This is a genomic window from Paraburkholderia sp. Ac-20347 (genome assembly GCF_017104805.1).
Classification (GTDB): domain Bacteria; phylum Pseudomonadota; class Gammaproteobacteria; order Burkholderiales; family Burkholderiaceae; genus Paraburkholderia; species Paraburkholderia tropica.
The window spans coordinates 1-21,345 of sequence record NZ_JAAGPN010000144.1; the positions used below are offsets into that span (position 1 = coordinate 1).

Here is a 21,345-nt window from a genome sequence, read left to right on the forward strand (position 1 = left end):
TACCCCGTGTAGACGCCGGCCGTGTGACGCCGCACCACTTCATCCGGCGCGAGGCCCGTATGGCGCGCGACGTCGGCGAGATCCGGGCCCGCCGCGCCGCCGTAGCTCACCGGAATCTCGATGTCGCGGCCTTCGGGCGGCGCGTCGTCGTTGCTTTCACCGGCGTGCCATGCGGCTTCGAGCGCGGCGGCCAGCGCGGCGGCATCGGCGTCGAGCGCATCGAAGGCAATCGTCAGATTGTTCATGCCGGGCACGACCTCGCGCACGGCGGCCCAGCCGCGCGCCTGCGCGGCCACGGCCCAGATGCGGCGCTGGACTTCCAGCGTGGCGGGCGGCGGCGCTTCGCAGACGAGCGCCTCGTCGCCGAGAAAGTAGATGCGTGGAACGGGTATGCGCATGGTGTCCGGAAATGGAGGGCAAACGGGCCGCGAACAGACCGCAAACAGGTCGCAAGCGGATTGCAGGCAAGCCCGTTTCTATCAGCGTACATTCTCGACAAATTATCGACAAATTCTCAACAAGCGTTTGTGCCAGGCGCGCCGCAAGCAGGCCGCCTCTACACTGGCGCCACCACTGTCACGCCGGGACTCTCGTCATGCCGCGCCAGCCGACCAGGATCGTATCGTCCGAACATCTCGTTTCCGAGACGAGCGCCGAACTCTCCGAACTCGAGTACGCGCTCATCATGGCCAGCAATGCGTTCAATCGCTGGATGGTGCGCTGCATGTCGGCGGCCGGGGCCAAGGACATGACGCCGATCGAGGTGTCGCTGCTGCATCACGTCGGTCATCGCGACCGGCGCAAGAAGCTCGCCGATATCTGTTTCGTGCTCAATATCGAGGATACGCACGTCGCCACCTACGCGCTGAAGAAGCTCGTCGCGCGCGGCTATGTGACGAGCGAGAAGCACGGCAAGGAAGCGTTTTTCGCGGTGACGCCCGCGGGGCGCGAGTTGTGTCTGCGATATCGCGACGTGCGCGAAAGCTGCCTGATCGCCACGCTCAAGGAGAGCGGCTTGTCCAACACGCAGATCGGCGATGCCGCGCAACTGATGCGCAACGCGTCCGGACTCTACGACACGGCTGCGCGCGCGGCGGCTTCGTTGTGAGGTGATCGAAACGCGGCGACGGTTTGAGACGAAGTTGCGTGTTCCTGAGTGTTCCTTACGCCACGCGCTGCGCGAGATGCGCCCCCGTCTCGGTGACGATGGCGTCGAGCGGCAGATCGTGCGCTTCCGGTTCGAGCACGCCGTCGTCGATACGGCACGCTTCGTAAGCCATGCCCACGGTGTACGGCGGCTGCGCGCCGGGCCACGCGGCGAGCGTGCGGTCGTAATAGCCGCCGCCGTAGCCGAGCCGGTAGCCCGCGCGGTCGAAGCCCACGCACGGCACGAGCAGCAGATCGGGCACCACGGCGAGCGGCTGCGCCGGTTCGAGGATGCCGTGATGGCCTTCGCGCATCGGCGCACCCGGCGTCCACGCGTAGAAATGCAGCGGCGTATGACGCTCGGGAATCGCGGGCAGCGCGGCGCGTCGCGAGGTGTCGGCGGCGAGCCAGTCGGCGATCCACGCACGCGCGTCGAACTCGCCAGGCAGCGGCCAATAAAAGCCGATTGAAAGCGGAGCGAGACGCGCGATCAGCGCATCGAGATGAACCGTCAGAGCGGCGCTTACAGCAACGTCCGAAGACGCCGCCAGGCGTGCCTCGCGCAGCTTGATACGCCAGTCCTTTTTGGATTCCGCAAGGGGGTTGCGTGCTATGCTTGGGTTCACCTCGCGCTCCAGAAATAACGATGTCCAAACGCCTTGTTCGAGTATATCGCGTGGTCGGTCTCGCACTGACCGCCGCTGCACTCGTCGCGTGCAGCACGGCCGACGCCGTGCGGCCCGTCGCCCTGCCCGTGGGGGCGACTCCCACGCCCGACGACCAGACTTTCATCCAGCTTCGCGAAGCCGCGCGCAACAACGATCCGGCGCGCGCCGCGCAACTCGCGGCGATGATTCCCGACTATCCGGCGCCGTCTTATCTCGAATACTTCCAGCTCAAGCCGCAGTTGTTCGACTCGCAGGGTCACGCACGTGTGGACGCGCCCGACGCGCCCGTGCTGTCCTTCCTGCAGCGTCACGACGGCGAGGCGATCGGCGACCGCATGCGCAACGACTATCTGCTCGTGCTGGGCGCGCGTCACGACTGGGCGAATTTCGACAAGCAGTACCCGCGCTTCGTGCTCAACGACGACACGCAGGTGAAGTGCTACGCGCTGGAGTCGCGCGCGGCACGCGGCGATAACGTCGCCGACGACGCACGCGCGCTGCTCACCGAACCGCGCTATTACGGCGACGGTTGCGTCGACCTCATTACGGCGCTCGCCATCAAAGGCCAGTTCTCGAGCGACGACGTCTGGCAGCAGATCCGTCTCGCTTACGAGCAGAACCAGACCACCACCGGCTCGAAGCTGCTCGACGCACTCGCGCAGCGTCCCGATCCCACGGCGTTCAGTCAGGCTGTCAGCACGCCGCCGCTCATGCTCGCGCGCGGTGTCGGCGCCGACCCGCAATCGCATCAGCTCGCGCTGCTCGCCGTCACGGTGATGGCGCGCAACGATCCGGCCATGACCGCGGCCACGTACGCGGCCGTCGCGCCCTCGCTCACTTCGCCCGAGCGGGCGATCGGCTGGGGCACGATCGGCTATCAGGCGGCGCTCAAGCGCATGCCGGGCGCGCTCGACTGGTATCGCCTGTCGGCCAATGCGCCGCTGTCGAGCCCGGCTTACGAATGGCGCACGCGCGCCGCGCTGCTCGGCGGCGACTGGACCATGGTGCGCTGGTCGATCGAGCAGATGCCGGCCGCGCTGCGCGCGCAGCCGTCGTGGGTCTACTGGCACGCACGCGCGCTCAAGCAGGCGGGCGACACCGGCCAGGCGAGCCAGGAATTCGCCTCGATCTCGCAGGGCTTTAACTTCTACGGCCAGCTCGCCACCGAAGAACTCGGCCAGAAGATCACGATTCCGCCCAAGACCACGGTCAGCGAGGCCGACATCGCGCAAGCCGGTCAGACGCCGGGCTTCGCGCTCGCGCAGCGTTTCTACGCGCTGAACCTGCGTCTCGAAGGCAATCGCGAATGGAACTGGCCGCTGCGCGGCATGAGCGACCGTCAACTGCTCGCCGCCGCCGAATACGCGAAACGCATTCAATTGCTCGACCGCACGGTGAACACGGCCGACCGCACGCAAAGCGAGCACGACTTCTCGCTGCGCTATCTCGCGCCGTTCCGCGACGTGGTGGAGCGCGACGCGCAGACCAACGGGCTCGACGTCGAATGGGCCTACGGTCTGATCCGTCAGGAATCGCGCTTCATTCTCAACGCGAAGTCGGGCGTGGGCGCGAGCGGTCTGATGCAGATCATGCCGGCCACGGCGCAGATGGTCGCGAAGAAGATCGGCATCGGCCCGCTGTCGCGCGATCAGCTCAACGACCTCGACACCAATATCCTGCTCGGAACGAACTATTTGTCGATGATTTACAATCAGTTCGACGGTTCCGCCGTGCTCGCCACCGCGGGCTACAACGCGGGACCGGGACGCCCGCGTCAGTGGCGTTCCACCTTGCAGGGCGGCGTCGAAGGCGCCATCTTCGCGGAGACCATTCCGTTCCAGGAAACCCGCGATTACGTGAAAAACGTGTTGTCCAACACGGTCTACTACGCGGCGCTGTTCGAGGGCCGTCCGCAATCGCTGAAGGCGCGTCTCGGCTACATTTCGCCGTAAGCGCCACGCGGCGCGTTCCGCTCGCAAGCGGGCCGCGCCGCCTCGCCAGCCGTCATCCGCGGACCTCTCCCGCCTCGCCGCCGTCTGCACGAGGAGGTCGAAGATGAGACATCAAGCCATCGCGGTCATCGGCGGTTCGGGATTCATCGGCAGCCACCTCGTCAACGCGCTCGTCGAGGCCGGCAAAACCGTACGCGTGGCCGCCCGGCGCCGCGCCAACGCCCGCCATCTCACGCTGCTGCCCATCGACGTATTCGAAACCGACGTGACCGATCCTGTCGCGCTCGCGAGTTTTCTCGAAGGCGCGGACGCCGTCATCAATCTCGTCGGCACGCTCAACGGCGGCCATGGCACGCCCTACGGCGCGGGCTTCGCGAAACTCCATGTCGATCTGCCGACCAAAATCGTCGCGGCCTGCGAAGGCAAGGGCGTGCATCGGCTCATCCACCTGAGCGCGCTGGGCGCCGATTCGCGCGGCCCGAGCATGTATCTGCGCTCGAAGGGCGACGGCGAGAAGGCCGTGCGCGCGTCCACGTCGCTGGCCACCACGATCTTCCGTCCGTCCGTCGTGTTCGGTCCCGAAGACAGCTTTCTCAACCGTTTCGCGGTGCTGCAGAAACTCTTTCCGGTGATCCCGCTGGGCATGCCGGATGCGAAGTTTCAACCCGTCTATGTGGGCGATGTGTCGAAGGCGATCGTGAATGTGCTCGATCTCGACGCCGCGAGCGGGCACACTTACGAACTCGGCGGCCCGACCGTCTACACGCTCGAACAGCTCGTGCAGTATTGCGGCGAGGCGGTCGGCCGTCACGCACGCATCGTGCGTCTGCCCGACGCCTTCGCGCGACTGCAGGCGTTCTCGTTCGAACTCGCGCCGGGCGTGCCGGTACTCACGCGCGACAATCTCGATTCGATGAAAGTCGACAGCGTGCTGAGCGGCCCGCTCGCGCCCGAACTGGGCGTGGAGCCCGCGAGCATCGAAACGATCGCGCCGCTTTATCTCGCCGACGCCTCGCTGCGCTCGCGCCTGAACATCTTCCGCGCCAGCGCGGGACGATAGACCGGCGAGCCGGACGCAGCGCAAGGCCGTCGGGCAACAAGCAGGCTGGCCGGCGCGGCGTCCCTCTACATTTTTACGATGGTCATCATGAAGCTCGTTATCGGAGACAAGAACTACTCGTCGTGGTCGATGCGCCCCTGGGTGCTGATGACGCATTTCGGCCTGCCGTTCGAAGAGGTGCTGATCGAACTCGATCAGCCGGGCACGAAGAACGCGATTCTCGCGTTCTCGTCGTCGGGCAAGGTGCCGTGTCTCGTCACCGACGAAGCCATGGCGGTGTGGGATTCGCTCGCGATCGCCGAAACGCTCGCCGAGCGTTTTCCGCAACACGCGATGTGGCCGCGCGACGCGAACGTGCGCGCGCAGGCGCGCAGCGTGAGCGCCGAAATGCATTCGGGCTTCGGCGAGCTGCGCACGCACATGCCGATGGCGATCCGCACGATCAAGCCGGGCGCGGGCGCGACGCCCGGTGCGCTCGCCGACATTGCGCGCATCGACGCGCTCTGGTGCGCCTGTCTCGACGCGAGCGGCGGCCCGTTCCTGTTCGGCGAATTCAGCATCGCCGACGCGATGTTCGCGCCCGTGGTGATGCGCTTCAACAGCTATCAGCCGACGCTGTCCGCGCAGGCCGCCGCCTACGCGCAACGCGTCACGGCGCTGCCCGCCGTGGCCGCGTGGATCGACGCCGCGCGCCGCGAGACGCATCGCATCGGCCACGACGAACTCGGCGATTCCGCAGCATGAAGATTTATGTCGTAGGCGGCGCGATCCGCGATGAGATGCTCGGTCTGCCGGTGCGCGACCGCGATTACGTCGTGGTCGGCGCGACGCCGGAGCAGATGGCCGCGCAGGGTTATCGTCCGGTCGGCAAGGACTTTCCGGTGTTTCTGCATCCGCAGACCCAGGAGGAGTACGCGCTCGCGCGCACCGAGCGCAAGACGGCGGCGGGCTATCACGGCTTCCAGTTCTTCTACGCGCCCGACGTCACGCTCGAAGAGGATCTCGCGCGGCGCGACCTCACCATCAACGCGATGGCGCGCGAGGTGCAGCCGGGCGGCGTGCTGACCGGTCCGATCGTCGATCCGTACGGCGGCGCGAACGATTTGCGCGCGCGCGTGTTCCGTCATGTCAGCGATGCGTTCCTCGAAGATCCCGTGCGCATCCTGCGCGTGGCGCGCTTCGCCGCGCGTTTCGCCGATTTCACCGTCGCGCCCGAAACCCTGGCGCTGATGCGCGCGATGGTGAGTTCGGGCGAGGCCGACGCGCTCGTGCCCGAACGCGTCTGGCAGGAAGTCTCGCGCGGGCTGATGGAAGCGAAGCCGTCGCGCATGTTCGAGGTGCTGCGCGAATGCGGCGCGCTCGCCCGCGTGCTGCCGGAAGTGGATGCGCTCTGGGGCGTGCCGCAGCGCGCCGACTATCACCCCGAAGTCGACACCGGCGTGCACGTGATGATGGTGATCGACCACGCGGCCGCGCAGGGCTATGCGCTGCCGGTGCGTTTCGCGGCGCTCACGCACGATCTCGGCAAGGCGACCACGCCCGAGGACGTGCTGCCGCGTCACATCGGCCATGAGGGACGCAGCGTCGATCTGCTCAAGCCGCTGTGCGACCGTCTGCGCGTGCCCAACGATTGCCGCGATCTCGCGGTGCTGGTCGCGCGCGAGCACGGCAACGTGCATCGCGTGATGGACATGGGCGCGGCGGCGCTCGTGCGGTTGTTCGAGCGCAGCGACGCGCTGCGCAAGCCCGCGCGTTTCGCCGAGGCGCTGCAGGCCTGCGAGTCCGATCTGCGTGGGCGTCTGAACTGGGAGAACGCGCCGTATCCGCAGGCCGAGCGCCTGCGCGTGGCGCTGGTGGCGGCGCGCGGCGTGGATGCGGGCAAGATCGCCGACGAAGTGACGGCGGCGGGTCAGGCGAACGGCAAGAGCGGCACGTCGGTGGCGGAGAAGATCAAGGACGCCGTGCATCGCGCGCGCGTCGATGCGGTCGAGAACGCGCTCGCGGCGGCTTGAGTCCTGATCGACACTCGCGGTAACGAAAAACGGCGCACGTGTGCGCCGTTTTTTATTTCATCGCCTCACAGCGCGCGCACGAGAAACGACAAGGCCATCGACAGCACCAGCGTCGACATGAACGGCAGCGGATACTCGCGGCTGAACATGCGCAGCGTGACGTCGCCGGGCAGACGGCCGATGCCGAGCTTGCGCAACCAGGGCTGCGCGCCCGACAGAATCGCGACGGCGATGAAGGTGGTCAGAAACCAGCGGATCATGTCGGGGCCGTGAAAGAGAGGGAAGTGAGCGTGATCAGAGCGTGTGGCTGCGGTCGCCGCGCGCGAACGCGGCGAGGGTCGAGTCGATGCCGCGCGAGAACGCGATCACCTTGAACAGCTCGCCCATCTCCGCTTCGGAGACGAGCTTTTGCACCGCGTTCGCCGCGGGCATGAAACGCACGACGTCGCCCGGATCGATTTCGCCGAGCACCTCGGTGATGCCCGCGTTCATCAGGAAGCGCGCCTGCGAGGTGTAGCCGAGCAGATCGGCGCCGGTTTCCACGCCCGCCTGCGCGATGCCGCTGAATTCGACGTGCGCCGTGATGTCCTGCAAGCCGGGGTAGAGGAACGGATCGCCGTGCGCGCGGTGCCGATAGTGGCACATCAGCGTGCCTTGCACGCGCTGCGGGTGGTAGTACTCGCCGGCCGGAAAGCCATAATCGATGAAAAACGCCGCGCCGCGCGTGAGCATCGTGCAGACCGTGCGCGTGAAAGCGAGCGCCGCTTCGTGCGTTTCCGCGACGTAATCCTCGCTGCCCTCGATCTGCGCGAGCACGCTGCCCGGCTCGCTTTCCGCCCAGTTCGCTTCGCCGCTGTGAGCGGGGCGGTCGGAGAACACGAAGGCGCCCGCGTCGTTCACGGCCACGCCGCGCTCGTGCCACACGGCGTCCTTGCGGGCGAAGAGGCGCACGGGCATGGCGTCGAGCACTTCATTGCCGATCACGATGCCTTCGAACGTCTCGGGCAGCGCGTCGAGCCAGCGCACGCGGTCGGCCAGATGCGGCGCGAGCTTCGCGATGGTTTCGCGCTGTCGCTCGCGCAATTCGCCCGACAGATCGACGATATCCCAGGAATCGAAGCTCACGTTCAGCGCTTCGAGCGCGAGCATCACGCCCGCCGCGAGCCGGCCCGTGCCCGCGCCGAATTCCATCAGCTTGCGCGTGCCGCTCTTTTCCAGCGCTTCGGCGACGGCGCGCGCGAGCGTGGCCGAGAACAGCGGCGACATCTCGGGCGCGGTTACGAAGTCGCTGCCGTCGTCGGCGAACAGGCCGAATTTGCGCGCGCCGCCGCTGTAATAGCCGAGGCCCGGCGCGTAGAGCGCGCGCTCCATGTAGCGGTCGAACGGCAGCCAGCCGCCCGCCGCGGCGAGTTCGGCGCGCAAGGTCGCGGCGAGCGCCTCGGACTGCGCGAGCGCGATCGGCTCGGGAACAGGTAAACTAGCGGGTTCGTGAGCTTTCGGATTCATCCCGGCATTGTAAATGAGCGCAACTTCCGGCATCGGCGCGCCTGAACGCGACGCAGCGCAGGCGGATCATTTCGCTTCCGACCCCGCCAAACCCGCTGCGCCCGCGCGCGTGGTGCTGGTGACGGGCGGCGCGCGGCGCATCGGCCGGGCGCTCTCGCTGGGTTTCGCGGCGCACGGCTGGGACGTGGCGGTGCATTACGGCGACTCGCGCGAGGAAGCCGACGAAGTCGTCGCGGAAATCCGCGCGCTCGGCCGTCGCGCGATCGCGTTGCACGCCGATCTGGCGAGCGAGGCGCAGGTGGCGCGACTCGTGCCCGATTGCACGGCGGCGCTCGGCAGGCCGTCCTGCGTGCTGAACAACGCGTCGCGTTTCAGCGAGGACACGGCGCGCGACGTTGGCTACGAGAAGCTGCTGCAGCTCATGGCGATCAACGTGGGCGCGCCGCTCGTGCTGGCGCGCACGCTCTGGGAAGCCACGCCCGACACGGCGATCGACGACGAAGCGCAGCGCGCGTGCGTCATCAACGTGCTCGACCAGAAGCTGTACAACATGAATCCGGATTATCTGTCGTATACGCTGACGAAGGCGGCGCTCGCGAACGCCACCGTCGCGCTGGCCCAGGCGCTCGCGCCGAAGGTGCGCGTGGCGGGTCTCGCGCCCGGCCTCACGCTGCAGTCCGGCGATCAGTCGCCGGAAGGCTTCGAGGCCGCGCACAAGGTGACGCCGCTGGGCCGGGCGTCGCGGCCCGAAGATCTGATCGACGCCGCGCTGTATCTCGCGCAGGCGCGCGGCGTGACCGGCACGACGCTCGTCGTCGACGGCGGCCAGCATCTCGTGCCGCTGCCGCGCGACGTGATGTTTTTGACGGGCGCTTGAGGGCTGAAGTCCCAGGTGCCCGCCGGCGTTCGCGAAAAACCGGTCGCGTGCGCAGCATCAATGCCCGGCCTTGAATTGCAACTAACTGCAAGACATGGCCCCGCGCCCGAAACGTTTTATCGCGGTCCTTTCCAACTTGTCGCGCCGCTCGCCCGAGCGCCCCGGCAGTCTGGCAGAACGACCGCGCGACCCTGAATGACCCGCATGGCGCAGCGCGCCTGCGCAGGTGCCTGAACCGCACGCTTTTATCGACTGGAACGAACATGTCCGCCGTACTCCTGCATCCCCGGCTCGCCGACTGCCGCCGGCTTTTTCTGCGCAACTACGAAGTCAACATCAACATCGGCGTGCATGACTTCGAAAAACGCGGCGAACAGCGCGTCGTGATCAACGTCGATCTGTACGTGCCGCTCGCGTCGACCACGCCGCGCGAAGACAAGCTGCGCGAAGTCGTCGATTACGACTACATGCGCGCGACGGTCGCGGCCCGCATCGGCCAGGGGCATATCCATCTGCAGGAAACGCTCGTCGACGACCTCGCCTCCGCGCTGCTCGCGCACGAGCAGGTGCGCGCCGTGCGCGTCTCGACCGAAAAGCCCGACGTCTATCCGGACTGCGACGCGGTGGGCGTCGAAGTCTTTCGCATCAAAGAGGACTGATTCATGAACGCCCCCGATACGCTGGCCACGGCCGAGGCCGCCGAAGCCACGCTCGCCGCCGAGAACATCGCAAGCCCGGAACAAGCCGATAACGCCGACGGTGCCGATGGTGCCGATCACGGCGAGGAAGGCGGCCGCCCCGCGCTCACGCGCCGCGAGCAGAAGGAAGCCTACGAGAACAACAAGCTCTACAAGCGCATCGTGCGTCAGGTCGGCCAGGCGATCGGCGACTACAACATGATCGAGCAGGGCGACAAGGTGATGGTCTGCCTGTCCGGCGGCAAGGACAGCTACGCCATGCTCGACGTGCTGATGCGCCTGCGCGAGCGCGCGCCGATCGACTTCGAGATCGTCGCCGTGAATCTCGACCAGAAGCAGCCGGGCTTTCCGGAGCACATCCTGCCCGCGTATCTCGACAAGATCGGCGTGCCGTATCACATCGAGAACCAGGACACCTACAGCATCGTCAAGCGCCTCGTGCCCGAGGGCAAGACCACGTGTTCGCTGTGCTCGCGTCTGCGCCGCGGCATTCTGTACCGCGTGGCGGGCGAGCTGGGCGCGACCAAGATCGCGCTCGGCCACCATCGCGACGACATCCTGCAAACGCTGCTGCTGAACATGTTCTACGGCGGCAAGCTCAAGGGCATGCCGCCCAAGCTGCAGTCGGACGACGGCAAGAACATCGTGATCCGCCCGCTCGCCTACGTGAAGGAAGTCGATCTGGAAAAGTACGCGGAACTGCGCGAATTCCCGATCATTCCGTGCAATCTGTGCGGCAGCCAGCCGAACCTCAAGCGCGCGGAAATGAAGGCGCTGATCCGCGACTGGGACAAGCGTTTCCCGGGCCGCATCGAGAACATGTTCAACGCGCTCGGCAACGTCGTGCCCTCGCATCTGATGGACGCCTCGCTGTTCGGCTTCAAGGATCTGCGCGCGACGGGCGTCGAAGACCCGGACGGCGACATCGCCTTCGACGAAGAACCGTGCTCGACCGACACGCCCGCGTCGACCGACGGCGCGACGCTCAAGTTCACGCCGTTCGACGATCTCTGAGCGAAGCGCGGCGCAAAGCGACATAACGCAGCACAACGCAGCACCGGCGCCTGGCGCAATCCGCATCCGACCCCGGACGGCCCGACGTGATCTCACGCGGGCCGTTTTTTCATGCCATGCGGCCTGCGCGCAACACGCTTGTAAAACTGTGTGCGAAACACGGCGAATCAGCGGCAAACGCCTGCCCGCAAGGCGTCTTGGGGATACCCCCCATGCTAGAATCGATCGCTTCTTTCCCTCTCAAGTCACCGATGCAATGAACATCGTGATCCTCGCGGCAGGCATGGGCAAACGCATGCACTCCGCGCTGCCCAAAGTACTGCATCCGCTGGCTGGCAAGCCGCTTCTCTCGCACGTCATCGATACCGCCCGCACGCTGTCGCCCACGCGACTCGTCGTGGTGATCGGCCATGGCGGCGACGCCGTGCGCGCCGCCGTCGGCGCCCCCGATGTGCAGTTCGCGCTGCAGGAACAGCAGCTCGGCACCGGCCACGCGCTCGCGCAGGCGCTGCCGCTGCTCGATCCCTCGGTGCCGACGCTCGTGCTCTACGGCGACGTGCCGCTCACGCGCGCGTCCACGCTCAAACGCCTGACCGAAGCCGCGGGCGAGCACGCTTACGGCATTCTCACCGTGACGCTCGACGACCCGACCGGCTATGGCCGCATCGTGCGCGGCGCGACCGGCGAAGTCGTGCGCATCGTCGAACAGAAAGATGCCGACGACGACGAACGTCTGATCGACGAGATCAACACGGGCATCGTCGTCACGCCCACGGCGCCGCTCGCGGGCTGGCTCGACGCGCTCAAGAACGACAACGCCCAAGGCGAGTATTACCTGACCGACGTGGTGGAATCGGCGATCGCCGCGGGTCACGCGGTCGTGACCGCGCAGCCCGACGCCGAATGGGAAACGCTCGGCGTGAACAGCAAGCAGCAACTGGCCGTGCTCGAACGCGTCTATCAGCGCAATGCCGCCGACACGCTGCTCGCGGGCGGCGTCACGCTCGCCGACCCGGCGCGCTTCGATCTGCGCGGCTCGATCTCGTGCGGCCGCGACGTGTTCATCGACGTGAACTGCGTGTTCGAAGGCACGGTCACCATCGGCGACAACGTGCACATCGGTCCGAACTGCGTGATCCGCGACGCCGAAATCGGCGCGGGCACGCGCGTGGACGCCTACACGCACATCGAAAGCGCCAGCGTGGGCGCGAAGGCCGTGCTCGGTCCTTACGCGCGTCTGCGTCCGGGCGCGAAGCTCGCCGACGAAGTGCACGTGGGCAACTTCGTCGAAGTGAAGAACGCGAACATCGGGCTCGGCTCGAAGGCGAATCACCTGAGCTACGTGGGCGACGCCGACGTGGGCGCGGGCGTGAACATCGGCGCGGGCACCATCACCTGCAACTACGACGGCGCGAACAAGCATCGCACCGTGATCGAAGATCACGTCTTCGTGGGTTCGGATACGCAGCTCGTCGCGCCCGTGCGCGTGGGCCGCGGCGTGACCATCGCGGCGGGCACCACGGTCTGGAAGGACGTGCCGGCGGACACGCTGGCGCTCAACGAGAAAACCCAGATCGCGAAAACCGGCTACGTTCGTCCGGTGAAGAAAAAAAGCTGAACGGCAGGACACTTCGGGCGCCGCGCCGCGAACGCGCGCGCAGCGCCCCGCCTCTCATTGCAAAGGATCGAATTCCATGTGCGGCATCGTCGGCGCAGTAGCGCAACGTAACATCGTCCCCGTTCTCATCGAAGGACTGCGGCGGCTCGAATATCGCGGCTACGACTCGTGCGGCGTCGCCATCGTGACGGCCGAAGGCCCGCAGCGCGTGCGCAGCGTCGCGCGCGTGGCCGAGCTCGACGAACAGGTGCGCGAGGCGCACTTCGAAGGCGTCACCGGCATCGCGCACACGCGCTGGGCCACGCACGGCGCGCCGACCGTCAACAACGCGCATCCGATCTTCTCGCGCAACGCGCTGGCGATCGTGCACAACGGCATCATCGAGAACTACGAAGCGCTGCGCGAGATGCTCAAGGCCAAGGGCTACGAGTTCGTCTCGCAGACCGATACCGAAGTCATCGCGCACCTGATTCACAGCCTGTATCAAGGCGATCTGTTCGCCGCCGTGCGCGAAGCCGTGCAGCAACTCGCGGGCGCGTATGCGATCGGCGTCGTGCACAAGGATCAGCCGCATACGGTCGTGGGCGCGCGCGCGGGTTCGCCGCTCGTGGTCGGCTATGGCAACAAGGGCGAAAACTTCATCGCTTCCGACGCACTCGCGATCGCGGGCAGCGCCGAGCGCGTGAGCTACCTCGAAGAAGGCGATGTCTGCGAAATCACGCTCGAAGGCGTGCGTATCGCCGATCGTCAGGGCAACATCGTGACGCGCGAAACGCGCGACGTGCAGGCTTACGGCGGCTATGGCGGCGAGGTCGAACTCGGGCCGTATCGCCATTACATGCAGAAGGAAATCTTCGAGCAGCCGCGCGCGATTTCCGACACGATCCCGGCCGCCGACGCCTTCGACGCCGAGCTTTTCGGCGAGAACGCGGCCGAGGTGTTCAAGGGCATCGACAGCATCCTGATTCTCGCGTGCGGCACGAGCTACTACGCGGGCCTCACGGCGAAGTACTGGCTCGAATCGGTCGCGAAGATCCGCACCGACGTCGAAATCGCCAGCGAGTACCGCTACCGCGAGTCGGTGCCGAATCCGCGCGCGCTGGTCGTCACCATTTCGCAGTCGGGCGAAACCGCCGACACGCTCGCGGCGCTCAAGCACGCACAGTCGCTCGGCATGGAGCACACGCTCGCCGTCTGCAACGTGGCGACGAGCGCGATGGTGCGCCTCACCGAACTCAAGTTCCTCACGCACGCGGGCCGCGAGATCGGCGTGGCGTCGACCAAGGCGTTCACCACGCAGCTGGTCGGCCTGTTCATCCTCGCGGTCACGCTCGGCAAGCTGCGCGGCCACGTAAGCGCGGAGCAGGAAGCCGCGTATCTGAAGCTGCTGCGCCATCTGCCCGCCGCGCTCAACGGCGTGCTCGCGCTGGAGCCGCAGATCATCGCGTGGTCGGAGGAGTTCGCGCGCAAGGAAAACGCGCTGTTCCTCGGCCGCGGGCTGCATTACCCGATCGCGCTCGAAGGCGCGCTCAAGCTCAAGGAAATCTCGTACATCCACGCGGAAGCGTATCCGGCGGGCGAGCTCAAGCACGGCCCGCTCGCGCTCGTGACGGAAGCGATGCCGGTGGTCACGGTCGCGCCGAACGACGCGCTGCTGGAAAAGCTCAAGTCGAACATGCAGGAAGTGCGCGCGCGCGGCGGCCAGCTTTACGTGTTCGCCGACGCCGACACGCACATCACGAGCGAAGAGGGCATCCACGTGATCCGCATGCCGGAGCACTACGGCCTGCTTTCGCCGATCCTGCACGTGGTGCCGCTGCAATTGCTCGCGTATCACACGGCCTGCGCGCGCGGCACCGACGTGGACAAGCCGCGCAATCTCGCGAAGTCGGTGACGGTGGAGTAACGCGGGAGCGGGAGCGGCTGCGGCCGCGCTCTGCTGCCTGAGAAGCGCCGGATGAAAATCCGGCGCTTTTTTATTGGTTTTTCGCTTCGTGCAGCGCGAAAAGGCCTCGTTGATGCAATCGGCATAGATCGTTTGCAGCGCGCGCGGTTTGGTGCAGACTGGCGCCAAATCGCTTTCCTCTGACAGATAGGGAAGCGTGCGATGACGAGGACAAAGCGGAATGATTCGACTGGGATGGCTGGCGGCGCTGCTGATCTGCGTGGCGGCGCATGCGGGCGTCAACGATGGCGCCAATGGAGCGGGCAGCGGGGTTGGCAACAGCGACGCAAACTCTGACGCCTGCACGCAAGCCGACACGGCGCCGCTCGCCGCTACGGTCCTCAGCGCCGATTCGATCCCGCACCCCAAGGGACGCGTCACCGACCTCACTGGCGCGCTCTCAGACGTCTGCAAAGCCGATCTGACGCGCCGCCTCGCCGCGCTCGAACAGCAGACCGGCGACCAGCTCGCCGTGCTTCTCGTGCCCAGCACCGGCGACGTGAGCATCGAACAGTACGCGACGCAGATCTTCGAGCAATGGAAGCTCGGCCAGAAGAAGACCGACAACGGCATCCTGCTCGTGGCCGCGCTGCACGATCATCACGTGCGCATCGAGGTGGGCTACGGGCTCGAAGGCACGATCCCCGACGTGATCGCGGGGCGCATCATTCGCGAACGCATCGTGCCGGCGTTCCGCGAGAACAACTTCGAAGCGGGCATCAGCGCGGCCGTCGATTCGCTGACGCAACGCTTGACGGACCCCGAACAGACAGGCGCGTCCACGCCTGATGCGACGGCGGATGAAAGCGCCGCGAGTCCGGACGCGAGTACCGCCGATTCCGCCTCCGCCGCATTGATGCGCACGCCGCCCATGCTCGCTCCGCCTACCCGCTATGACGGGCCGCTTCTCTGGCTCGGACTGGCTTTCGTGAACCTGCTGCTGGGCGTGATCGGCAGTCGCATCGACACGAACCGGCGAGCGCGGGCGAAAGCCGAAACCGATGCAGCGAACGCCGAACACGCGGGAAACGATCAATCCGATAAAAACGCAACTAACAACATAGTCAACAAGACAGGCAACGGCAGGCCGCCACGCCGACGGCGGCGCGAGTTCGACCTCGGCTTCCCAGTCTGGCCGCTCGTCACCGGAGTGGTCGCCACGATACTGCTGCTGATCGTCTGGCTGCCGCCCGGCCCGGACGATCTCGACACGGTGCTGATTGGCGGCGCATTCGTCGGCTTCCTGCCGTGCGCGCTCGGTATGGCACTGTACAGCTGGGCAGGCGTGCGCAAATGGACGGCGATCGGCGGCGGCATCTACGCGCTGGTGACGGCCTTCGTGTGCGCCACCGGTGTCGGATTCGCCGACGCGCTCGGCATCGCGGCGTTCGTCGTGCTGGCGGGATTCGTCGTGATCGGCTGGATCGTCGCGAAGATCATGGGCATCGACATGTCGTCGAACTCGTCGTCGTCATCGTCGGGCTCGTGGTTCAGCAGAAGCTCCCGCTCCTCGGACGACGATTCCGGCTGGGGCGGTGGCGGCGGTTCGAGCGGCGGCGGCGGCGCATCGGGCAACTGGTGAAGCGCGCCTGCGCAAACACACGCATCAACACGCACCAACACGCACCAACACGCACAAGCGAATTTTTCTCAACTCGCCCGCAACGGGCTTTCGACAGGAATCGAACTCATGAAGTGGCTGCGCATTCTGCTGGCTTGTCTGATCCTCGCACCGCTCGCGGGCTGCGGCTATAACGCGATCCAGTCGTCGGACGAAGATGTCAACGCGGCCTGGTCGGAAGTGCTGAACCAGTATCAGCGCCGCGCCGATCTGGTGCCGAACCTCGCCGCCGCCGTGAAGGGCTACGCCGCGCACGAACAGGCTGTGCTGACGCAGGTCGCGCAGGCGCGCGCGAGCGTCGGCAGCGTGCAGATGACGCCGGAAATGGCGAAGGATCCGAATGCGCTCGCGGCGTTCGATGCGCGTCAGGGCGACCTGACCAATGCGCTGAGCCGCTTGATGGTGGTGTCGGAGAACTATCCGCAGCTCAAGGCGGACAAGTTGTTTCAGGATCTGCAGGTGCAGCTGGAAGGCACGGAGAACCGCATCACCGTGGCGCGCGGCCGTTATATCCACGCCGTGCAGCAGTACAACGTGCAGATTCGCCAGTTTCCTGGCGTGATCGTGGCGCGCACGCTCGGTTATCAACCGCGGCCGAACTTCGGCGTGGCGAACGAGGCTGCGATTTCCAGCGCGCCGAAACTCGATTTCTCGTCTCCCGGCGCGGTCCAGGCGGCATCACAAAGCGCCGCGCAATAAGGCGCGTTAAAAGGCGTCTATAAGCGCGTATCAATCGTCGTCGTCGTCGCGGTGATGCTCGTACAAACCGCGATGACGGCCGTGATCGTGCCAGCGACGATCGTCGTCGTGATCCCAACCGTCGTCGCGATAACCGTAGCCGTACGCGGGCGCCGCGTACGCAACCGGCGCTTCCTGGTAGACCACCGGCGGCGGAGGCGGCGGCGCGACATAGACCGGCGCGACGGGCACGCCCAGCATCACGTTGAAATCGGTATGCGCCGACGCCGCGCCCGATGCGGCGGCGAGGCTCAGGCCCAGTGCGGTCAGAATCAGAGCGCGCTTCATGTTGGTTTCGTCCATCGTCTAGTAGGAATCAGACGCGCAATGCGTCAGTGATGGCGCGATACTAGAAAATGAAATCATTCAAGGGTGAAACGCGGCGGTCTTTGCTGTAACCGTCTGTAAAGCGTGCGCCATAATGGCGGCCATCGAATCCAGGAGGCGTACGTGCCCGAATTGCAATCATCCCTGCCGCGTCTGTTCGTGTTTTCCGGCGCGGGACTGTCGGCGGAAAGCGGCATCTCCACCTTCCGAACCGGCGACGGCATCTGGACGCGCCACAGCATCGACGAAGTCTGCAACTACCTCACGTGGCGGCGCAATCGCGCGGCGGTGTTCCGCTTCTACAACCAGCGCATCGCCGAATGCGCGGACGCGCGTCCCAACGAAGCGCATAAGCTGCTCGCGCAGTGGCAACAGACGTGGGGCACCGAGCGCGTTCATCTCGTCACGCAGAACATCGACGGGCTGCTCGAGCAGGCCGGCGCGCGCCACGTCACGCATCTGCATGGCGACATGATCTCGCTGCTCTGCACCGACTGCGACTATCGCTTCCCGGCGCGAGGCGCGAGCCTCGATGCGGGCGCGGCGTGCCCGTCGTGCGGCGAGGTCGAAGGCGTGAAGCCCGGCGTGGTGTTCTTCAACGAAGCCGCGCCCGAGTACGAAACGCTGTGGCGCATCCAGCAGTCGATGAACGACGACGATCTGTTCATCGCCATCGGCACCGCGTTCGAGGTGATTCCGCCCGAGCGTCTGCTGCCGCCTACGCGCTACGGTCAGCACGCGCGCAATTTTCTCGTCGATCCTTCGCCGCGGCGCACGGAGTTTTTCGGCGTCGTCGAAAGCGCACCGGCGACCGTGGGCCTGCGCAATCTCGACGACACCATCGCGCGGATGATGAACGGCGGCTGACGCACGCGCCTTGCGTCACGTGTCATACGCCATCGGGCGTGCGGGCTTTCTGGCCGCACGCCTTTTTTATTGCGGAATCGAATCATGAACATATCGAAGCAGATCGTTGGCTATCTCAAGTCGCGCGGACTCGTGCTCGCGAGTCTCGAAACCTGCACGTCCGGCCATATCGCGACGATGCTCGCGGATCAGCCCGGCGCCGAGTCGTGTCTCGACGTCACGCTCGTCGCGCACACGCGTGCTGCGCTGGCGCGGCTGCCGGGCATCGCAATGGTCTCGGCAAGCCTGGCAGACACGCAACCGGGCGATGCGGCGCAGAACGCGGCGCTCGCGCGTGCGTTGGCCGAAGCGTTGCTTGGTACGCGTGCGGGCGGTGCGGAAAGCGCAGAAGGCACAGACAGCGCGGCGAACGTCGCGTTCGCGAGCGTGGGATGGCTCAGCGCGGATCAGGACGGTCGCGCGGCGGCGCACGGTTTGGCGTGGGCATGCAGGCATCGCGATGGCGTGTCGAGCGCGAGCGAGACGGTGTTGTTCGCGGGACGCGGTGCGGAGGTCAAGCGCTCGATTGCGCGACGCGCGTTGCTCGGGCTCCCGCGTTTTGTCGATTCGTTGAACTTTGCGCGTTGACGCGGCAAGCGTGCGTCGCGCGATTCGCGCCCTGGCGGCGCTTTATCCTCTTAGGGATATCAATAAATATATGTATACGTAGTAACAGTTAACAAGCCCTGGCATTTCCTGTGGATAACGCGGTATTTCTTTTTGCGTTCAATCCGATGCAAGACGGACAGCTATGCGGACAATCGAGGGATGTCTGCCGAACCGCGCGGATAACTTTTCCGCCCTGGATCGCTCAAGCGAAGTTATCAAGAATCGATCCACAGACGATTCGCCAGGTCGTCCCCAGTTTGTCCAGAGCCTGGCGTGGATAACTTCGCGTCAGTGTGAACGCGCTGTGGATAGCAACGTGAAGCCGAACGTAAATCGCGTGGATAAAAAAAGCGCCGCCCGCAGGCAGCGCCATGTGTTCGAACGCGTGGGTTCAGTGCCAGAAAATCGCCAGCGCGAGGCCGCCGAACACCACATCCTGGTCGTTGCGCCAGGAATAAGGCAAACCGTCGACGACGATCGCGCAACGGTCGTCGTTCGGCGTGATCAGACCGATTCCGCGTGGCGGGTTTCCGGCGTATGCGCGGGATTATCGGTTTCTGTATTCGCCTCTTTCATTACCGGAGCCGATAGCGTGTTTTTACGCGAAGCAGGTAATAACTGGCACGCGAGCAGACCGGCGAGCATCAGCGCGCAGCCCATGAGCGCGCGCGTGGTGAGCGTCTCTCCGAGCGCGGCCCAGCCCGCGAGCGCGGCGAACACGCCTTCCATGCTGAAGATCACGGCCGCGTGCGCGGGTGTGGCGTCGCGTTGCGCGACCACCTGGATCGTGTAGCCCACGCCCACGGACAGCGCGCCGCCATAGAGAATCGCGGGCGCGGCGCGCAGAAGATCGGCGAGGCGCAGCGGTTCGACGGCGAGACCGATCGCCAGGCACACGAGGCCGCACGCCACGAACTGGGCGATCGAGAGCGCGAGCGGATCGTGACGCGGCGCGTAGTGACTCACCAGCATCACCTGAATGCTGATCACGAGCGCGCAGCCGAGCTGGTACCAGTCGCCATACATGATCGAGAAATGCTCGTTGATGCTGAGCAGATAAAGCCCGAACGCGGCGAGCGCCGCGCCGATCCACGTGCCCGGACCGGTGTGATGGCGCAGCAGGACGCCGAGCATCGGCACGATCACGACGTAAAGCGAGCTGATGAAACCCGCGTTGGCGATCTTCGTGTAGCGCAGGCCGATCTGCTGCAGGGAGATCGCGACGGCGAGCACGAGGCCGAGGATCGCGCCGTCGCGTAGCAAGGCGGCGTCGAAGAGCGGGCGACGCGCGATGCATGCCGCGGCGCTGGCATCGCCGCGCTGATCGTTGTGATCGCTGCCCGAACGCCGCCCGCGCCGCAGCGCGAACACGAACGCCGAAACGACCAGCGCACCGAGCAAAAAGCGGATGCCGGTGAAAAGAAACGGACCGATGGCGTCGAGGCTCAGTCGCTGGGCGACGAAGGCGGAACCCCAGATCATGGCGGCGGCCAGCATCAGCAGATTGGCGCGCAGGTGTTGGCGGGAGGCGGAGTTCAAGCGGAAATCTCGGTTCGGGCGATGCGAGGCACGGCGAGGCAAGCCCAGGCGACAGCACGCGCGCAGGCAGGCGCGGCCAGGAAAACCCGGGAAAGCACAATGAAACGGACGTGCGAAATCCCGATCGTATCCGAATTGAAAGCCAGTTGTCTCCCCGAAAATACACCGCCCCGTTTGCGGATGACAAACCGCCTACGCTGCGTAATACTGCTTCGCGCGAAACGCCCGCCCAGATCGGCCAGCGGAGCGAATCGCCTTCATGCCGTACCCATTTACAACGTGCCGGTCATATTTGTCAGGTTTGGGGAACATCAGATGAAAAAGATTCTCGCCTCGCTTATCGCAGCATCCGTCGCACTGATTTCGGTTCAGGCAATCGCCCAGGAAGCTTCGGCGCCCGCCGCGGCCGCTCCGGCAGCCAGCGCACCGGCCAAGGCCAAGAAGCAGCACAAGAAGCTCAAGCACCACGGCAAGCGCGCCAAGGTCGAGGAAGCGGCTTCGGCTGCCGGCACGAGCGACAAGGGCACGCAGAACTAAGCGGCTGCGCGGCCCGTCCGCGCGACGCAGTCCTTGCTGCAAAGAAAAAAGCCAGAGCATTGCTCTGGCTTTTTTTGTCCCTTTTTTTCGCTCGGCGGCGCTTACTTCGCGAGCCCGGCTTCCAGCAGTTCGGTCAGCAGACCGGTCATGCCTTCGGGATGCGTTTCGGCGCGCGTCTTGAGCTTCGCGACGAGATCGGCGTTCAGCTTGCAGGCGAACGGCACGAGGCCCGCAGCCTGATCGAGCTTGCGCTGCTCGCGGCGATCGAGCGGGGCGTCGGACGAGCCCTTGCCGAAGCGGTCGGGACTGGCCTTGTGGGTGCTTTGCATCAATTTCAGCGCCTTGTTTTTCTCAAGGTCGAACTTCTTCATGGCCATGTGTGCGGCTCCGGAGTTGGGCGGTGGCGCGCATTGTACGCAAACCCGGGCGCGCGTCCATCGCGGCGAGCGGGCGGGGCGCCAACTCAGCCAGGCGAGGCGATGTCGCCGTCGGCATCGGTGAGCGGCGCTTGCGTGGCGGCGGCGTCCGTGGTCGAGGGCGGTGGCGCGGCCGGTGGCGAGGCCTGTTGCGCG

21 protein-coding genes and 2 pseudogenes are annotated in these 21,345 nt (G+C 66.0%); 15 read left to right on the forward strand and 8 right to left on the reverse strand.

Annotation, left to right across the window (positions count from 1 at the left end):
* A partial coding sequence (locus tag G3N97_RS24120; protein WP_205995475.1) for a carboxyltransferase domain-containing protein occupies positions 1-392 on the reverse strand: 392 nt, incomplete at its 3' end.
* Between the two features lie 203 nt (positions 393-595).
* On the opposite strand from G3N97_RS24120, the gene G3N97_RS24125 reads away from it, so the two are divergent.
* Positions 596-1,108, forward strand: a complete 513-nt coding sequence (locus G3N97_RS24125; protein ID WP_205995457.1) for a winged helix DNA-binding protein — start codon at positions 596-598, stop codon at positions 1,106-1,108.
* A 55-nt stretch (positions 1,109-1,163) separates the two neighbouring features.
* On the opposite strand, the gene G3N97_RS24130 is transcribed toward G3N97_RS24125, so the two are convergent.
* Positions 1,164-1,784, reverse strand: coding sequence for a 5-formyltetrahydrofolate cyclo-ligase (locus G3N97_RS24130; RefSeq protein WP_205995476.1), 621 nt, complete (start codon positions 1,782-1,784; stop codon positions 1,164-1,166).
* 8 nt (positions 1,785-1,792) lie between these two features.
* On the opposite strand from G3N97_RS24130, the gene G3N97_RS24135 reads away from it, so the two are divergent.
* The 4 genes from G3N97_RS24135 to G3N97_RS24150 all read left to right on the forward strand — a co-directional run bounded on the left by G3N97_RS24135 (position 1,793) and on the right by G3N97_RS24150 (position 6,838).
* On the forward strand, positions 1,793-3,766 hold the full coding sequence (locus G3N97_RS24135) for a lytic transglycosylase domain-containing protein (RefSeq protein WP_205995458.1): 1,974 nt from the start codon (positions 1,793-1,795) through the stop codon (positions 3,764-3,766).
* 103 nt (positions 3,767-3,869) lie between these two features.
* Positions 3,870-4,826 carry a complex I NDUFA9 subunit family protein gene (locus G3N97_RS24140; protein WP_205995459.1) on the forward strand — a complete coding sequence of 319 codons (957 nt, stop codon included), beginning with the start codon at positions 3,870-3,872 and terminating at the stop codon, positions 4,824-4,826.
* A gap of 87 nt (positions 4,827-4,913) precedes the next feature.
* Positions 4,914-5,570: a glutathione S-transferase family protein gene (locus G3N97_RS24145; RefSeq protein WP_205995460.1), complete on the forward strand. Its 657-nt coding sequence runs from the start codon at positions 4,914-4,916 to the stop codon at positions 5,568-5,570.
* Positions 5,567-6,838, forward strand: a complete 1,272-nt coding sequence (locus G3N97_RS24150; protein WP_205995461.1) for a multifunctional CCA addition/repair protein — start codon at positions 5,567-5,569, stop codon at positions 6,836-6,838. Before G3N97_RS24145 ends, G3N97_RS24150 begins: the two co-directional genes overlap by 4 nt.
* Before the next feature lie 65 nt (positions 6,839-6,903).
* Here G3N97_RS24150 and G3N97_RS24155 read toward each other — a convergent pair whose 3' ends face one another.
* Positions 6,904-7,098 carry a DUF2905 domain-containing protein gene (locus G3N97_RS24155; RefSeq protein ID WP_205995462.1) on the reverse strand — a complete coding sequence of 65 codons (195 nt, stop codon included), beginning with the start codon at positions 7,096-7,098 and terminating at the stop codon, positions 6,904-6,906.
* 34 nt (positions 7,099-7,132) lie between these two features.
* Entirely contained in the window at positions 7,133-8,344 is a 1,212-nt protein-coding gene (locus G3N97_RS24160; RefSeq protein ID WP_205995463.1) for an SAM-dependent methyltransferase, read from the reverse strand.
* Between the two features lie 13 nt (positions 8,345-8,357).
* Here G3N97_RS24160 and G3N97_RS24165 point away from each other — a divergent pair, with 13 nt between their 5' ends.
* The 7 genes and pseudogenes from G3N97_RS24165 (at position 8,358) to G3N97_RS24195 (ending at position 16,816) form a co-directional block, all read left to right on the forward strand.
* A complete protein-coding gene (locus G3N97_RS24165) occupies positions 8,358-9,221 on the forward strand; it encodes an SDR family oxidoreductase (RefSeq protein ID WP_205995464.1) in 864 nt (287 codons plus the stop codon).
* 263 nt (positions 9,222-9,484) lie between these two features.
* Complete coding sequence (locus G3N97_RS24170) at positions 9,485-9,880, forward strand: dihydroneopterin aldolase (protein ID WP_205995465.1); 396 nt, start codon at positions 9,485-9,487, stop codon at positions 9,878-9,880.
* A gap of 132 nt (positions 9,881-10,012) precedes the next feature.
* A pseudogene (gene ttcA / locus G3N97_RS24175) lies at positions 10,013-10,933 on the forward strand (tRNA 2-thiocytidine(32) synthetase TtcA); the annotation flags it as partial.
* 256 nt (positions 10,934-11,189) lie between these two features.
* The gene (glmU, locus tag G3N97_RS24180) at positions 11,190-12,551 is read left to right on the forward strand and encodes a bifunctional UDP-N-acetylglucosamine diphosphorylase/glucosamine-1-phosphate N-acetyltransferase GlmU (protein WP_205995467.1); all 1,362 of its coding nucleotides are present in this window, start codon (positions 11,190-11,192) and stop codon (positions 12,549-12,551) included.
* 76 nt (positions 12,552-12,627) lie between these two features.
* Positions 12,628-14,457 carry a glutamine--fructose-6-phosphate transaminase (isomerizing) gene (glmS, locus tag G3N97_RS24185; RefSeq protein WP_205995468.1) on the forward strand — a complete coding sequence of 610 codons (1,830 nt, stop codon included), beginning with the start codon at positions 12,628-12,630 and terminating at the stop codon, positions 14,455-14,457.
* Positions 14,458-14,677: 220 nt separating this feature from the next.
* A complete protein-coding gene (locus tag G3N97_RS24190) occupies positions 14,678-16,078 on the forward strand; it encodes a TPM domain-containing protein (protein ID WP_205995469.1) in 1,401 nt (466 codons plus the stop codon).
* A gap of 108 nt (positions 16,079-16,186) precedes the next feature.
* Positions 16,187-16,816, forward strand: coding sequence for a LemA family protein (locus G3N97_RS24195; protein WP_205995470.1), 630 nt, complete (start codon positions 16,187-16,189; stop codon positions 16,814-16,816).
* A gap of 30 nt (positions 16,817-16,846) precedes the next feature.
* On the opposite strand, the gene G3N97_RS24200 is transcribed toward G3N97_RS24195, so the two are convergent.
* Positions 16,847-17,143 carry a hypothetical protein gene (locus G3N97_RS24200; RefSeq protein ID WP_205995471.1) on the reverse strand — a complete coding sequence of 99 codons (297 nt, stop codon included), beginning with the start codon at positions 17,141-17,143 and terminating at the stop codon, positions 16,847-16,849.
* A 162-nt stretch (positions 17,144-17,305) separates the two neighbouring features.
* Between G3N97_RS24200 and G3N97_RS24205 the strand changes: the two genes are divergently transcribed.
* Both G3N97_RS24205 and G3N97_RS24210 read left to right on the forward strand, forming a co-directional pair.
* Positions 17,306-18,049, forward strand: coding sequence for a Sir2 family NAD-dependent protein deacetylase (locus G3N97_RS24205; RefSeq protein WP_205995472.1), 744 nt, complete (start codon positions 17,306-17,308; stop codon positions 18,047-18,049).
* Between the two features lie 84 nt (positions 18,050-18,133).
* On the forward strand, positions 18,134-18,676 hold the full coding sequence (locus tag G3N97_RS24210) for a CinA family protein (RefSeq protein WP_205995473.1): 543 nt from the start codon (positions 18,134-18,136) through the stop codon (positions 18,674-18,676).
* A 445-nt stretch (positions 18,677-19,121) separates the two neighbouring features.
* Here the strand turns inward: G3N97_RS24210 and G3N97_RS40200 are convergent.
* Both G3N97_RS40200 and G3N97_RS24215 read right to left on the reverse strand, forming a co-directional pair.
* Positions 19,122-19,235, reverse strand: a pseudogene (locus tag G3N97_RS40200) (lipid A hydroxylase LpxO); the annotation flags it as partial.
* Positions 19,202-20,236: a DMT family transporter gene (locus tag G3N97_RS24215; RefSeq protein WP_205995474.1), complete on the reverse strand. Its 1,035-nt coding sequence runs from the start codon at positions 20,234-20,236 to the stop codon at positions 19,202-19,204. The pseudogene G3N97_RS40200 and the gene G3N97_RS24215, both read right to left, overlap by 34 nt.
* Positions 20,237-20,551: 315 nt before the next feature.
* Between G3N97_RS24215 and G3N97_RS24220 the strand changes: the two genes are divergently transcribed.
* Positions 20,552-20,773: a hypothetical protein gene (locus tag G3N97_RS24220; RefSeq protein WP_065061113.1), complete on the forward strand. Its 222-nt coding sequence runs from the start codon at positions 20,552-20,554 to the stop codon at positions 20,771-20,773.
* Positions 20,774-20,874: 101 nt separating this feature from the next.
* Here the strand turns inward: G3N97_RS24220 and G3N97_RS24225 are convergent, their stop codons facing one another.
* Entirely contained in the window at positions 20,875-21,150 is a 276-nt protein-coding gene (locus G3N97_RS24225; RefSeq protein ID WP_176079592.1) for a hypothetical protein, read from the reverse strand.
* Between the last annotated feature and the right edge of the window lie 195 nt (positions 21,151-21,345).